This window comes from Lysobacter sp. GQ73 (genome assembly GCF_059758755.1).
On sequence record NZ_JCAXEE010000002.1, the window covers coordinates 987,037 to 1,001,631 of the forward strand.

The 14,595-nt window shown below is 69.2% G+C and carries 8 protein-coding genes; 3 read left to right on the forward strand and 5 right to left on the reverse strand.

Annotation, left to right across the window (positions count from 1 at the left end; genetic code table 11):
• The first annotated feature begins 12 nt into the window (after window positions 1–12).
• The 3 genes from gltB to AC6CH2_RS09130 all read left to right on the forward strand — a co-directional run bounded on the left by gltB (window position 13) and on the right by AC6CH2_RS09130 (window position 6,325).
• Window positions 13–4,482 carry a glutamate synthase large subunit gene (gltB, locus tag AC6CH2_RS09120; protein WP_498268952.1) on the forward strand — a complete coding sequence of 1,490 codons (4,470 nt, stop codon included), beginning with the start codon at window positions 13–15 and terminating at the stop codon, window positions 4,480–4,482.
• 92 nt (window positions 4,483–4,574) lie between these two features.
• The gene (locus AC6CH2_RS09125; protein ID WP_498268953.1) at window positions 4,575–4,799 is read left to right on the forward strand and encodes a hypothetical protein; all 225 of its coding nucleotides are present in this window, start codon (window positions 4,575–4,577) and stop codon (window positions 4,797–4,799) included.
• A complete protein-coding gene (locus AC6CH2_RS09130) occupies window positions 4,796–6,325 on the forward strand; it encodes an FAD-dependent oxidoreductase (RefSeq protein WP_498268954.1) in 1,530 nt (509 codons plus the stop codon). Before AC6CH2_RS09125 ends, AC6CH2_RS09130 begins: the two co-directional genes overlap by 4 nt.
• A gap of 274 nt (window positions 6,326–6,599) precedes the next feature.
• Here AC6CH2_RS09130 and folE read toward each other — a convergent pair whose 3' ends face one another.
• The 5 genes from folE to AC6CH2_RS09155 form a co-directional block, all read right to left on the reverse strand.
• Window positions 6,600–7,193, reverse strand: coding sequence for a GTP cyclohydrolase I FolE (gene folE / locus AC6CH2_RS09135; protein ID WP_031371805.1), 594 nt, complete (start codon window positions 7,191–7,193; stop codon window positions 6,600–6,602).
• Between the two features lie 212 nt (window positions 7,194–7,405).
• Window positions 7,406–7,747, reverse strand: a complete 342-nt coding sequence (locus AC6CH2_RS09140) for a hypothetical protein (RefSeq protein WP_498268955.1) — start codon at window positions 7,745–7,747, stop codon at window positions 7,406–7,408.
• Between the two features lie 150 nt (window positions 7,748–7,897).
• Window positions 7,898–9,580, reverse strand: coding sequence for a GGDEF domain-containing protein (locus tag AC6CH2_RS09145; protein ID WP_498268956.1), 1,683 nt, complete (start codon window positions 9,578–9,580; stop codon window positions 7,898–7,900).
• Between the two features lie 356 nt (window positions 9,581–9,936).
• The gene (locus AC6CH2_RS09150) at window positions 9,937–11,388 is read right to left on the reverse strand and encodes an efflux transporter outer membrane subunit (protein ID WP_498268957.1); all 1,452 of its coding nucleotides are present in this window, start codon (window positions 11,386–11,388) and stop codon (window positions 9,937–9,939) included.
• Complete coding sequence (locus tag AC6CH2_RS09155; RefSeq protein ID WP_498268958.1) at window positions 11,381–14,548, reverse strand: efflux RND transporter permease subunit; 3,168 nt, start codon at window positions 14,546–14,548, stop codon at window positions 11,381–11,383. The genes AC6CH2_RS09150 and AC6CH2_RS09155 overlap by 8 nt, the downstream gene beginning before the upstream one ends.
• Window positions 14,549–14,595: the final 47 nt, after the last annotated feature.

Here is a 14,595-nt window from a genome sequence, read left to right on the forward strand (position 1 = left end):
TCCGGAGATGCGATGCAAGCCAGGCAACAAAGTCTGTACGACCCCCGCGACGAGCGGGACAGCTGCGGTTTCGGACTGATCGCGCAACTCGACGATCGCCCCAGCCGCGCCCTGGTCGACCGCGCCCTCGAGGCGCTCTCGCGCATGACTCACCGCGGCGGCGTCGCCGCCGACGGGCTCAGCGGCGACGGTTGCGGCTTGCTGATTCGCCATCCCGACGCTTTCCTGCGCCTGATCGCCCGCGAGGCCAACATCCGCCCGGGCCCACACTTCGCTTCCGGCCTGGTGTTTTTGCCGCGCGACACCGCGCTGGCCGCCCAGGCCCGCGACGTACTCAACGAAACCCTGCGCAGCGAAGGCATGCGCGTGACCGGTTGGCGGGTGGTGCCGGTCGATCTGGCGGCCTGCGGCGAACTCGCCCGCCAGACCATGCCGCGGATCGAGCAGATCTTCGTCGATGCCGCCGCGCCGTTCGACCCGGCCGGCTTCCAGCGCTCCCTGTTCCTGGCGCGCCGCCGCGCCGAACAGCGCCTGCGCCAGACCGACGCCGAAGCTTTCCGCGACTTCTATGTGGTCAGCCTGTCCTCGGCCAGCATCGGCTACAAGGGCATGGTGCTGCCGGACCGGCTGATGCAGCTGTACCCGGACCTGCAACGCCCGGAACTCGCCGCGAGCGCGGTGGTGTTCCACCAGCGCTTCTCCACCAACACCACGCCGCGCTGGCCGCTGGCGCAGCCGTTCCGCCTGCTCGCCCACAACGGCGAGATCAACACCATCGCCGGCAACCGCGCCTGGGCGCAGGCGCGCGCGCACGCCTGGCGCACGCCGGTGCTGGACCTGCGCGAGTTCGACCAGGTCGTCGGCACCGACGGCTCGGACTCGCAGAGCCTCGACAACATGCTCGAGGTGCTGCAGGCCGGCGGCATGGACCTGCTCAAGGCGATGCGCATCCTGATTCCGCCGGCGACCCAGTCGCTGGAGTACAAGGACGCCGACCTCGCCGCGTTCTACGAGTACTACGCGCTCAACACCGAACCCTGGGACGGCCCGGCCGGCATCGTCACCTGCGACGGCCGCTACGCCGCCTGCACCCTCGACCGCAACGGCCTGCGCCCGGCGCGCTGGCTGCGTTCGCGCGACCGCCACTTCCTGATCGCCTCCGAAGCCGGGGTGTGGGAACTGCCGGTCGAAGAGATCGAAGCCAAGGGCAAGCTCGGCCCCGGCGAGATGATCGCCGCCGACCTGTACCAGGGCGAGCTGCTCGACTCCGAGGCGATCGACCGCATCAACCGCGCCCGCGCGCCGTACAAGCGCTGGCTCAAGCAGGGCATGACCTACCTGCACAGCGAGTTGATCGACCCCAACCTGACCGCCGAGCCCTTCGACCACGACACCCTGGCCGGTTTCCAGAAGCTGTTCCAGCTGACCCGCGAAGAACGCGAGCAAGTGCTGCGCCCGCTCGCCGAGATCGAGCAGGAGGCGACCGGCTCGATGGGCGACGACGTGCCGATGGCGGTGCTGTCGCAACAGGTGCGCTCGCTGTACGACCACTTCCGCCAGGCCTTCGCCCAGGTCACCAACCCGCCGATGGACCCGCTGCGCGAGGACTGCGTGATGTCGCTGGCGACCCAGATCGGGCGCGAGGGCAACGTCTTCGTCGACGGCCCGGGCAACGTCGGCCATATCCACCTGAATTCGCCGGTGCTCGCGCAACGCAAGCTGCGCCAGCTGCTGTCGATGGCGCCGTACGACCAGTCGCACCGCTACATCGACCTGAACTACAGCGCCGAGGAAGGCCTCAAAGCGGCGATCCAGCGGTTGTGCCTGGAAGCCGAGGAAGCCACCCGCGACGGCATCGTGCTGCTGATCATCAGCGACCGCCGCCCGCGCCGCGAATGCCTGATGATGCACGCGCTGCTCGCGACCGGCGCGATCCACCAGCACCTGGTCCGGGTCGGCCTGCGCTGCGAAGCCAACCTGATCATCGAGACCGGCACCGCGCGCGACCCGCACCACTTCGCCTGCCTGATCGGTTTCGGCGCGACCGCGGTCTATCCCTACCTGGCTTACCAGACCCTGCACGACCTCGGTGCGCGCGGCATCCTGCGCACCAAGCACGGCGAGGTCGCGCAGATCGGCCGCAGCTACCGTCGCGCGATCAAGAAGGGCCTGCTCAAGATCATCTCGAAGATGGGCATCGCGACCATCGGCAGTTACCGCGGCGCGCAGCTGTTCGAGATCATCGGCCTGGACCGCGAGGTGGTCGAGCTGTGTTTCGCCGGCACGCCCTCGCGGATCAGCGGCGCCGGCTTCGAGCTGCTGCAGCAGGACAACCAGACCCTGGCCGACCTGGGCTGGGACGCCAACCGCCTGCCCGAGATCGGCGGCCTGCTGAAGTACACGCCGGGCGGCGAATACCATCTGTTCAACCCCGACGTGGTCACCCGCCTGCAGCGCGCGGTCGCCAGCGGCGACTGGGCCGACTGGCAGCATTACGCCGAAGCGGTCAACGAACGCCCGACCGCGGCGCTGCGAGACCTGCTCGAACTCAACACCGATGCCGCCGCCGCGATTCCGCTCGACGAGGTCGAACCGGTCGAGGCCATCGTGCGCCGTTTCGACTCGGCGGCGATGAGCCTGGGCGCGCTGTCGCCGGAAGCGCACGAAGCGCTGGCGATCGCGATGAACCGCCTCGGCGGGCGCTCGAACTCCGGCGAAGGCGGCGAAGACCCGGCGCGCTATCGCACCGACAAGGTCTCCAAGATCAAGCAGATCGCCTCGGGCCGGTTCGGCGTGACCCCGGAATACCTGGTCAACGCCGAAGTGCTGCAGATCAAGGTCGCCCAGGGCGCCAAGCCCGGCGAAGGCGGCCAGTTGCCGGGGCACAAGGTCAACGAGCTGATCGCGCGACTGCGCTACGCGATGCCCGGCATCGGCCTGATCTCGCCGCCGCCGCATCACGACATCTATTCGATCGAGGACCTGGCGCAACTCATCCACGACCTGCGCCAGGTCAATCCGCAGGCGTTGATCTCGGTCAAGCTGGTCTCGCACGCCGGCGTCGGCACCATCGCCACCGGCGTGGTCAAGGCCGGCGCCGACCTGGTCACCGTGTCCGGCCACGACGGCGGCACCGGCGCCAGCCCGCTGTCGTCGATCCGCTACGCCGGCACGCCGTGGGAACTCGGGCTGGCCGAAGCGCGCCAGGCCTTGCTCGCCAACGACCTGCGCGAGCGGGTGATCCTGCAGACCGACGGCGGCCTCAAGAGCGGCCTCGACGTGGTCAAGGCCGCCCTGCTCGGCGCCGAAAGCTTCGGCTTCGGCACCGCGCCGATGATCGCGCTGGGCTGCAAGTACCTGCGCATCTGCCACCTCAACAACTGCGCGACCGGCGTGGCGACCCAGGACGCGGGCCTGCGCCGCGACCATTTCACCGGCCTGCCCGAGCGCGTCGAGAACTTCTTCCGCCTGCTCGCCGAAGAAGTGCGGCATTGGCTGGCCTCGCTCGGCGTGCGCACGCTCGGCGAAATCGTCGGCCGCACCGACCTGCTGCGCCAGAGCGCCGGCGACAGCGCGCGCCAGCAGCGCCTCGACCTGGCGCCCCTGCTCGCCGGTTCCGGGCTCGCCCACGGCGGCCACTGCGGCATGCCGGCCCCGCCGCAAGCGCCCGAGGGCCTGTCGGCGCAACTCGAAAGCGATCTGGCCGACGCGATCGCGAACAAGTCCGGCGGCGAGTACAGCTACAGGATCCGCAACACCGACCGCAGCATCGGCGCGCGCCTGTCCGGGCGCATCGCCCGCCTGCACGGCGACCGCGGCATGAGCGACGCGCCGCTGACCTTGCGCTTCAGCGGCACCGCCGGGCAGAGCTTCGGCGCGTTCCAGGCCGGGGGCCTGCACTTCGAGCTGTCGGGCGAAGCCAACGACTACGTCGGCAAGGGCATGGCCGGCGGCCGCATCGTCCTGCGCCCGCCGGGCGGCGCGCGCTACGTCGCCCACGAAACGCCGATCCTCGGCAACACCTGTCTGTACGGCGCCACCGGCGGCGAGCTGTATGCCGCCGGCCGCGCCGGCGAACGCTTCGGCGTGCGCAACTCCGGCGCGACCGCGGTGGTCGAAGGCGCCGGCGACCATTGCTGCGAATACATGACCGGCGGCGTGGTCGCGGTGCTCGGCCGCACCGGCCTCAACTTCGGCGCCGGCTTCACCGGCGGCATGGCCTACGTGCTCGACACCGAGCGCGACTTCGTCGACCGCTACAACCACGAGCTGATCGACATCCTGCGCATTTCCGCCGACGGCTTCGAGCATCACCGCTCGCACCTGCACGACCTGCTCGAAACCCACGTCGCCCTGACCGGCAGCGCCTGGGCGCGGCGCATCCTCGACGAGATGCGCGACTACATGGGCAAGTTCTGGCTGGTGAAGCCCAAGGCGGCAAGCCTGGAGTCGCTGGCCGAGACTTTGAGGAGTGCGGCGTGATGACGCTTCGGGAAACGGCAACGGCGGGAGCGACTCCCCCCTGCACCCCTTTTGCGACGGGGGGAACGGCAAAGGCAGTAACGGAGACGGCAATGACGGGTACGGCGACGATCGGCATTTCGCGTTTTGAACATTCGGGCCAGCGCCTTTCTTCCCCGACGGTAAAACCGACCGAGCGGCTCGGCTCGAAGACGAAACATCCGATCGGGTTTCCCCCTTTGCAAAAGGGGAGCCAGGCGAAATTTGCGGTGGCCCTTGCCGCTCACGCGAACCGCACCATCCTCTGTCGACAACGCCAACGGGTCCAGCCGGCATGAGCAAGAAGCCCGTCTTCCAATTCCGCGATGCGCCGCGCGAAATGCCCGCGCGCATCCCCCTGCAACTGCGCCTGGACGGCGACTGGAGCGAGCTGTACGGCCGCTTCGCCGAAGCCGAAGCCAAGAAGCAGGCCGGCCGCTGCCTCGACTGCGGCAACCCCTACTGCGGCTGGGCCTGCCCGCTGCACAACTACATTCCGAACTGGCTCGAGCTCGCCCGCGAAGGCCGCGTCCACGAGGCCGCGGCGCTGTGCCACGAGACCAACCCGCTGCCGGAGATCTGCGGCCGCGTCTGCCCGCAGGACCGCCTGTGCGAAGGCAGTTGCACCCTCAACGACGGCTTCGGCGCGGTGACCATCGGCGCGGTCGAGAAGTACATCGTCGACAGCGCGCTCGCCAGCGGCTGGCGCCCGGACCTGTCGGCGGTCAAGCCCAGCGACCGGCGCGTCGCCATCGTCGGCGCCGGCCCGGCCGGGCTGTCCTGCGCCGACCGCCTGGCCCGCGCCGGCATCCAGGCGGTGGTGTTCGACCGCTACGAAGACATCGGCGGGCTGCTGCATTTCGGCATCCCCAGCTTCAAGCTGGAAAAGTCGGTGATGCGCCAGCGCCGCGAGGTGCTCGAAGGCATGGGCGTGCAGTTCAGGCTCGGCGTCGAGATCGGCCGCGACCTGAGCCTGGACGATCTGATCGTCCAGTTCGACGCGGTGTTCCTGGGCCTGGGGTCGTACCGCTACACCGACGGCGGCCTGCCCGGCCAGGACCTGCGCAACGTGCTGCCGGCGCTGCCGTTCCTGGTCCAGAACGGCCGCGTCGTGCACAGCGAAGGCGACAGGGTGCGTTCGCAACCGATCGCCGGTTGGGAAGACCAGTTGGAACTGCCCGACCTGCGCGGCAAGCGCGTGGTCGTGCTCGGCGGCGGCGACACCGGCATGGATTGCGTGCGCAGCGCGGTGCGCATGGGCGCGGCGCAGGTGCGCTGCGTGTACCGGCGCGACGAGGCCAACATGCCCGGCTCGGCGCGCGAGGTCGGCAACGCGCGCGAAGAAGGCGTGGAGTTCCTGTTCAATCGCCAGCCGCTGGAACTGCTCGGCGACGGCACCGCGGTCAATGCGGTGCGGGTGGCCGAGACCCGGCTGGGCGCGCCGGATGCGCGCGGCCGCCAGCGCGCGGAAGTGGTCGAGGGCAGCGAGTCGGTGCTCGAGGCCGACGTGGTCATCATCGCCTTCGGTTTCCAGCCCGACCCGCCGGCCTGGCTGGCGCAGCAGGGCATCGAGTTGACCGACAACGGCCGCATCAAGGTGTTGGCGACCAGCGAAAGCTGTGCGACGCGGCGCAAGAGCGCGACCGGACTGCCGTACCAGACCACGAACCCGAAGGTATTCGCCGGCGGCGACGCGGTGCGCGGCGCCGACCTGGTGGTGACCGCGGCGTTCGAAGGCCGCGAGGCGGCAGCGGGGATCGTGACGCTGTTGAGCGTGCAGGCGCCGGTGGCGGCCCGGGACGAGCGGCTCGCCCAGGCGGGTTGAGCGGCTCGGCGGTCGCCCTCACCCCAATCTCTCTCCCGTCAACGGGAGAGGGACTGGAAGCGGGTGACCGGCCGCCGCGCAATCGAAACCACAGCGCTTACCTTTCCCTTCTCCCGCAAGCGGGAGTGGCGTGCTTTCCTTCTCCCGCAAGCGGGAGTCGCTTGCTTTCCTTCTCCCGCAAGCGGGAGTGGCGTGCTTTCCTTCTCCCGCAAGCGGGAGAAGGGGGGCCGAAGGCCGGATGAGGGCAAGGGGCATCAGCCCCTGCCTCAAGAACTCAGCGACCCGGACCGACGTCGATGAAGCGCAGGAATTCGGCGCGGGTGCGGGCGTCGTCGCGGAACATGCCGAGCATCTTCGAGGTGATCATGCTGACGCCGCGCTTGTGCACGCCGCGGGTGGTCATGCATTCGTGGGCGCCTTCGATGACCACACCGACGCCGAGCGGCTGCAGCACGTCCTGGATCGACTGGGCGATCTGCGCGGTCATCTTTTCCTGGACCTGGAAACGCCGCGCATAGGTCTCCACCACGCGAGCGAGCTTGCTGATGCCGACGACCTTGCCGCTGGGCAGGTAGCCGACATGGGCCTTGCCGATGATCGGGGCCATGTGGTGCTCGCAATGGCTTTCGAACTCGATGTCGCGCAGCACGATCATCTCGTCGTAGCCGGCCACCTCCTCGAAGGTGCGCGCCAGGTACTCGCGCGGATCGTCGCCGTAGCCGCTGAACCAATCGCCGTAGGCCTCGACCACGCGCTTGGGCGTGTCGAGCAGGCCTTCGCGGGCGGGATCTTCGCCGGCCCAGCTCAGCAGGGTGCGGACGGCGGCTTCGGCCTGTTCGCGGGACGGCTTGCTGTCGTTGTCGGCCATGGTCCGGCCTCTTGCAGGTGGGAGGGGCATCCTACTCCACCGCGCCGCGCACGCCGAGTGCGCCGGCGCAACGCCGGGTTGCCTTGGCCGCCATCGCCGCGCCCGCGCGCCGGCGAACCGCCACGGCCGGCAAAAAAAAGGCCGCCCGGAGGGGCGACCAGTAGACTCCCCGGGGGAGAGCGCCTAGGGAGCGGTGGTCATCGCGCGAGCCGTCAGCGCAGCGACCGGTCGAGTGCGTGGGGCAGATTGCGCTCGATGTGATGCCATCCGTCGCGCACGGCCTCGCGCGCTTCGGTCCAATGCAGGCGCGAACTGGCGCGATGGCGGTCCCATTCGCGCCCGAGTTCGTCCTCGACCTCCTCGAAGCGGCGGCCGCCGCGGTCGAGGTAGCTGTCGTAGCCGTAGCGGTAGGCCGGCTCGTAATCGGGCCACTCGCGGCCGGCGCTGTAGTAAGACGCGAAGCGATACTCGCGCTGGAAATGCTCGCGGTATTCGCCAGGGTCGATCGCCTCGGCCGCTGCCGCACCGACCCCCTTTGCATCGTGATGTTTCATGGCCTGGATCGGGTTCCACGGACGCCACCTGCGTCCATGGCGACCACGCTAGGCCCTTGCCGATGCAATGCAGGTGAAGACCGGTCGCGCAGGCGCCGGTATTCAGATGCCGGTGGCGCCGCGCTCAGCGGCGTCAGCGCCGTGTGAGGATCATTCGGCCGGCAAGGCGGTCGCGACGTCGCGTCCCTGAGCCACGCTGACCGCGTTGCGGCCGGCGACGGTGGCGCTGCGCAAGGCCTGGCGCACGCGCTCGAACAGCTCAGCGACCTGCTCGCCGCGCTGCGAGATGGCCAGGCCGATGCTCACGCTCATGGTGATTTCGTGACCGTCGATGCGGAACGGGCGCTGGGCGAAGGTCTCGGCCAGGCGACGCGCGAGCAGCTCGCACTCGACCCGTTCGCATTCGCTGACGATGCCGAAGCAGTCGCCGGCCATGCGCGCGATGGTGTCGTCGGGCCGCAACACCCCGCGCATGCGCGACAGGGCCTGCTGCAGCAGAGCGTCGCCGACCGCGCGGCCGTAGCGCGCGTTGACCTCGCCGAAGCCGTCGAGGTCGACCAGCAACAGGCCGTAGGTATTGACGTTCAGGCTGCCCGGCGAGGACCAGGCTTCGAGCATCTGTTCCAGCACCTGGGCATTGAGCGCGCCGGTCAGCGGGTCGCGTTCGACCGACTGCCGCGCCAGCAGCAGGATGCGATGGCGGTTGGCGGCGTGCTGGCTCAGGGCCAGCGCGAGCACGGCCGACTCCAGCACCGCGGTCAGGGCGAGGCCGCGTTCGGCCCACTCGGCGTCGCGCAGGCCGAGCGCGTTGGCGGCGAGCGCGGCGGCGAACACCAGCATCGGGGTCCAGCCCAGCAGGTAATAACCGGCGTACGGCGCTCCCTTGCGCCAGGCCGCGACCGCGATCACCAGCATCAACGGCACGCCGAGCAGCAACAACAGGTTGCCGCCGATGTACCACCAACCGTAGGAATGCTCGCGCAGGATCACCAATACCAGCAGCCAGAACATGTTGGCCCATTGGATCGCGCGCAGCACCCAGGCGGTGCGCGGCATCAGCCGCGGCAGGTCGAGGAAGCGCAGGCTGAAGCCGAGCTGGAAGATCGTCGCCAGGGTCGCCAGCGCCCAGCCGATCGCCGGTTCGCTGGCCAGCCCGGCCAGGCCCCACATCTCGGACGCGTCGCCGGACAACAGCAGCAGATAGGTGGCGATGCAGGCCAGGTAGGCGCCGTAGCCGAGATAGACGAAGTCGCGGAACGCGACCCACACCCCGACCATCGCCACCGCCATCAGCATCATCGCGGTGAAGGCCGCGGCCATGAAGCGGGCGTCGCCGCGCTCCTGCCGGGCCAGCTCGGGAATGCTCGCGAACGACAGGCGGATCTCGCTCATCGCCGCGCGGCCCTTGATCCGCAGGTAGGCGACCGAGGACGGCGGCCAGCCGTTGGGCAAAGCCAGCACCCAGCCGCGGCGCATCAGCGGCACGCCGCCGTGTTCGGCGTCTTCGACTTCGCGCGGACCGGCGCCGGGCGGGTAATACAGCAGCGGGCCCATCGCGCGCGGACCGCGCAGGACCAGCAGCTGGCCTTCGTACTTGCCGATCGCGCGCTGGCTGGTCAGGCGCAGCCAATAGCCCTCGTCGCGGCGCGGCAGGCTGAAACGGATCGATTCGTCGGGCCGCTCGGCGACCAGCTGGCGGATCACCGGCGCGCCGACCGGCGGCGCCTGCAGGTCGGTGTCGGTCAGCAGCACTTCGACTTTCAGCGACTGCGCGGCGGCCGGCAGACAGGCGCAGGCCAACGCGATCAGCAGCGCCCACAGGCCCATGCGCATACCCGGATCCGCTCCCGCACCATGAAGCTGCGCAGTCTAGCCCGAGTCGGCGCGGGGCTGCATGAGCCGCGGAGGAGCGCTCGGTCGAGGGCCCGGCGGGGGCGGATGCGGCTTGGCGACGACGTTCGATGGGCGGCCCGGCGGTGAAAGACCCCGCGCCCCGCCACTCCGTCATCGCGATCCGTCATTCCCGCGAAGGCCGGAATGCCCAGCTAAAGCATCGGCAACCCATACGAAAACCCCGGCCGGTCGCGCGACCGGCCGGAGCGGAATAAAAAGACCGACGACGGGTCACGGCGAATGAGAGGGGAAGGGAGCCCCGCCGCGCCCGCTTTATCGTCGGTCAAGGGGAACCATCAACGCCGGGCCACGCCCTCGCGCACCGGCTCGCGGCCCGGCCAGCCGCCGGCCATCGCCTTGTACAGCGCGATCGCGCCGGTGACGCTGCGGGTACGGCCATCGGCGAACGCATCCTGGGCCTGCAACTGGGTACGTTCGGCGTCGAGCACTTCGAACAGGTCGGCGGCGCCGGCCTCGTAGCGCACGCGTGCGAGCTGGGCGGCCTTGGCGCTGTCGAGCGCCGCCCGTTCCAGGTGCTGATCCTCGACCCGCGCCCGTGCATAACGCACCAACGCATTCTCGGTGTCTTCCAGCGCCAGCAACACGCTCTGCTGATAGCGGGCGAGTTCGCCCTCGGCGGTGGCATCGGCGGCCTTGATGCGCGCGCGCACGCGGCCGATGTCGAGGAACGACCAGTCGATGCCGAGCGCGACCAGGCGGGTTTCGCTGGCGCGTTCGAACAGGGCGCTGGTGTCGATCGCCTGCGAACCGATCAGGCCGCTGAGGGTGAAGCGAGGAAACAAGTCGGCGGTGGCCACGCCGATGCGCGCGGTGGCCGCGTGCAGGCGGTGCTCGGCCGCGGCGACGTCGGGACGACGGCGCAGCAGCTCGCCCGGGGTGCCGGCATCCAGCCGGGCCGGCAGCGACGGCAGGGCCGCGGCCTCGTCGAGGGTGGCGATCAACGCGTCCGGGGTCTGGCCGGTCAGCACCGCGAGGCGATGCTGGGTGACCGCGACCTGCGCTTCCAGGTTCGGCACCCGGGCCAGAGTCGCTTCGAGCTGGGCGCGGGCACGCGAGGTATCGAACTCGGTGCCGCGGCCGGCGTCGAAGCGCGCCTGCACCAAGCGCAGGGTTTCCTTCTGGTTGTCGGCGTTGACGCGGGCGACGCGCAGGCGTTCCTGCAGGCCGCGCAGCTCGACGTAGCTGCGCGCCACCTCGCCGACGATCGACACCTGCATCGCCTGCAGGTCGGCCGCGCCGGCCCAGGCTTCGGCGCGCTCGGACTCGATGTTGCGGCGCACCCGGCCGAACAGGTCGAGCTCCCAGCTCGCATTGGCCTGGACGCTGTAGCTCTCGTTGTCGCGCGCCGCGTTGGAGGCGCCCGGCATCTGGTCGGAGCTCGAACGCGATTCGCTGCCGCTGGCGCTGCCGGTGATGGTCGGGAAACGGTCGAACTTGGCGCCGCGCAACAACGCATTGGCGCGGTCGTAGTTGGCCAGGGCGATGCGCAGGTCGTGGTTGGCCGACAGCGACTCCTCGACCAGCCGGGTCAGCAGCGGGTCGTTGAAGCCCTGCCAGAACTCGGCGTTGGCATCGGCCACGGCGGTGCCGTCGGTGGCGGCGGTCGCGTCGGCGCGGGCGAACGCTTCCGGCGTGGCCAGGGTCGGCCGGACATAGTCCGGACCGACGGCGCAGGCGGCCAGGGCGAGCGTCAGCACGGCCACCGCGGGCAAGGTCAACTTACGCATGGACTTTCTCCAAAGGGGTGTGTTCGCCGTGCGAGACCAGCTTCTGGCCGACCAGCTTGCGCAGGGCGACGTAGAACACCGGCGTCAGGAACAGGCCGAACAGGGTCACGCCCAACATGCCGGCGAACACGGTGATGCCGGTGACCGAGCGGATTTCCGCACCGGCGCCGTGCGACAGCACCAGCGGCACGGTGCCGGCGATGAAGGCGATCGAGGTCATCACGATCGGGCGCAGGCGCAGGCGGCAGGCTTCCAGGGCCGACTCCACGATGCCCTTGCCCTGCAGTTCGAGTTCGCGGGCGAACTCGACGATCAGGATCGCGTTCTTGCACGCCAGGCCCATCAGCACCACCAGCCCGACCTGCACGAACACGTTGTTGTCGCCGCCGGTGAGCCACACGCCGGCCAGGGCCGACAGCATGCACATCGGCACGATCAGGATCACCGCCAGCGGCAGGGTCCAGCTTTCGTACAGCGCCGCCAGCACCAGGAAGGCGAGCAGGATGGCGAGCGGGAACACGATCAAGGCGGCATTGCCCTGGCTGGCCTGCTGGTAGCTCAGGTCGGTCCATTCGATTTCCATGCCGTGCGGCAACACCTTGGCGGCCACGTCCTTGACCACGTCCATGGCCTGCGCCGAGGACATCACGCGCGGATCGACGTCGCCGGCGATGTCGGCGGCCGGATAGCCGTTGTAGCGCAGCACCGGGTCGGGGCCGAAGGTCTGCTTGACCGTGACCATCGAGCCGATCGGCACCATCTCGCCGCGGTCGTTGCGGGTCCGCAGGTTGGCGATGTCCTCGACGCTGTCGCGGAACGAGCCGTCGGCCTGGGCGATCACCTGCCAGGTGCGGCCGAACTGGTTGAAATCGTTGACGTAGGCCGAACCCAGGTAGGTCTGCAGGGTGTCGAACAGGTCGGTCAACGGCACGCCCTGGGCCTTGGCCTTGATCCGGTCGACTTCGGCGTCGAGCTGCGGCACGTTGGCCTGGTAGGTGGTGTTCGCATAGCCCATGCCGGGGGTCTGCATGACCGTGCCCTGGAACGCGCTGACCGCGTTCTGCAAGGCGCCGTAACCCAGGTTGCTGCGGTCTTCGATGAACAACTGGTAGCCCGCGCCGTTGCCCAGGCCGAGGATCGGCGGCGGCATCAGGGCGAAGGTGAAGCCCTCCTGGAAGCCGGCGATCTTCTGGTTGAGCTCGGCGGTGATCTCCACCGCGGTGCGGCTGCGCTCGCTGAACGGCTTGAGCGGCAGGAACGCCACGCCGGTGTTGGGCGTGTTGGTGAACTGCACCGCGTTCAAGCCCGGGAAGGCCATGGTGTTCTGCACGCCGTCGATCTTGGCGGCGACGTCGGTGACCTTCTTGAGCAGCGCATCGGTACGCGCGATCGACGAGCCTTCCGGCAACTTCACCGCGGCGATCAGGTACAGCTTGTCCTGCAGCGGGATGAAGCCGGCCGGCACCACCTTGAACATCAGGCCGGTCGCGACCAGCAGCACCGCATACACCACGAACACCGCGCCGCGCTTGCCCAGCGTGCGCGAGACCGCGCCCTGGTACTTCTGCGAGCTCGAGGCGAAGAAGCGGTTGAACGGACGGAACAGCCAGCCGAACAGGCGGTCGATCAAACGGGTCGGCGCATCCTTCGGCGCACTGTGCGGGCGCAGCAAGCGCGCGGCCAGCGCCGGCGACAGGGTCAGCGAGTTGATCGCCGAGATCACCGTCGAGATGGCGATGGTCACCGCGAACTGCTTGTAGAACTGGCCGGTCACGCCCGACAGGAACGCCATCGGCACGAACACCGCGCACAGCACCAGCGCGATCGCGACGATCGGGCCGGACACTTCCTTCATCGCCTGGTGCGCCGCCGCGAGCGGGGTCAGGCCTTCCTCGATGTTGCGTTCGACGTTTTCCACCACCACGATCGCGTCGTCGACCACGATGCCGATCGCCAGCACCAGCCCGAACAGGCTCAGGGTGTTGATCGAGAACCCGAGCAGGTACAGCGCGGCGAAGGTGCCGACCACCGACACCGGCACCGCCAGCAACGGAATGATCGAGGCGCGCCAGGTCTGCAGGAACAGGATCACCACCAGCACCACCAGCGCGATGGCTTCCAGCAGGGTCGTGACCACCGCCTTGATCGAGTCGCGCACGAAGATGGTGGTGTCGTACACCGCTTCGTACTTGATGCCGTCCGGGAACGTCTTGGACAGGCGATCCATGTTGGCGATCACCTGCTCCTGGATCTGCAGCGCGTTCGCGCCGGGCGACTGGAAGATACCGATGCCGACCGCGTTCTTGCCGTCGAGCTGGGAGCGCAGGCTGTAGTCGCCGGCGCCCAGTTCCAGGCGGGCGACGTCGGACAGGCGGACGATTTCGCCGTCGGTGCCGCTCTTGACCACGATGTTGCCGAACTCTTCCTGGCTCTGCAGGCGGCCCTTGGCGTTGATCAGAGTGAGGAAGTCGCTGTTGGGCATCGGGTCGGCGCCGAGCTGGCCGGCCGAGACCTGTACGTTCTGCTCGCGCATCGCGCGCAGCACGTCGCCGGCGGTCAGGCCGCGCGAGGCGACCTTGTCCGGGTCCAGCCACACGCGCATCGCATAGTCGCCGCCGCCGAAGATCTGCGCGTCGCCGACGCCGGACAGGCGAGCGAGCTGATCCTTGACGTGCAGGCGCGCGTAGTTGCGCAGGTACAGGGTGTCGTACTTGCCGTTGGGCGAGGTCAGGTGCACCACCATCAGGAACACCGGCGCCTGCTTCTGGGTCGTCACGCCTTGCCGGCGCACGTCCTCGGGCAGTCGCGCCAGCGCCTGGCTGACCCGGTTCTGCACGCGCACCGCCGCGTCGTCCGGATCGGTGCCCGGTTTGAAGGTGACGGTGATCGCCAGCACGCCGTCGGAACCGGCGACCGACTTGATGTACATCATGTCCTCGACGCCGTTGATCGCTTCCTCCAGCGGCGTGGCGACGGTCTCGGCGATGACCTTGGGGTTGGCGCCCGGGTACACCGTGCGCACCATCACCGACGGCGGGATGACTTCGGGATATTCGCTGATCGGCAGGATCGGTATCGCGATCAGGCCGGCGGCGAAGATCACGATCGACAGCACCGCGGCGAAGATCGGCCGATCGATGAAAAATTTGGAAAAGTCCATGACGGATTCCTTGGCGCGGCGTTGAGCCGCATGATTCCCGGCCCGCG

What these genes read in the sequence shown, in the direction of transcription:
- gltB (WP_498268952.1), top strand. Translation starts at nt 13, where the DNA reads ATGCAAGCCAGGCAACAAAGTCTGTACGACCCCCGCGACGAGCGGGAC.
- AC6CH2_RS09125 (WP_498268953.1), top strand. Translation starts at nt 4,575, where the DNA reads ATGACGGGTACGGCGACGATCGGCATTTCGCGTTTTGAACATTCGGGC.
- AC6CH2_RS09130 (WP_498268954.1), top strand. Translation starts at nt 4,796, where the DNA reads ATGAGCAAGAAGCCCGTCTTCCAATTCCGCGATGCGCCGCGCGAAATG.
- folE (WP_031371805.1), bottom strand. Translation starts at nt 7,193, where the DNA reads ATGGCCGACAACGACAGCAAGCCGTCCCGCGAACAGGCCGAAGCCGCC.
- AC6CH2_RS09140 (WP_498268955.1), bottom strand. Translation starts at nt 7,747, where the DNA reads ATGAAACATCACGATGCAAAGGGGGTCGGTGCGGCAGCGGCCGAGGCG.
- AC6CH2_RS09145 (WP_498268956.1), bottom strand. Translation starts at nt 9,580, where the DNA reads ATGCGCATGGGCCTGTGGGCGCTGCTGATCGCGTTGGCCTGCGCCTGT.
- AC6CH2_RS09150 (WP_498268957.1), bottom strand. Translation starts at nt 11,388, where the DNA reads ATGCGTAAGTTGACCTTGCCCGCGGTGGCCGTGCTGACGCTCGCCCTG.
- AC6CH2_RS09155 (WP_498268958.1), bottom strand. Translation starts at nt 14,548, where the DNA reads ATGGACTTTTCCAAATTTTTCATCGATCGGCCGATCTTCGCCGCGGTG.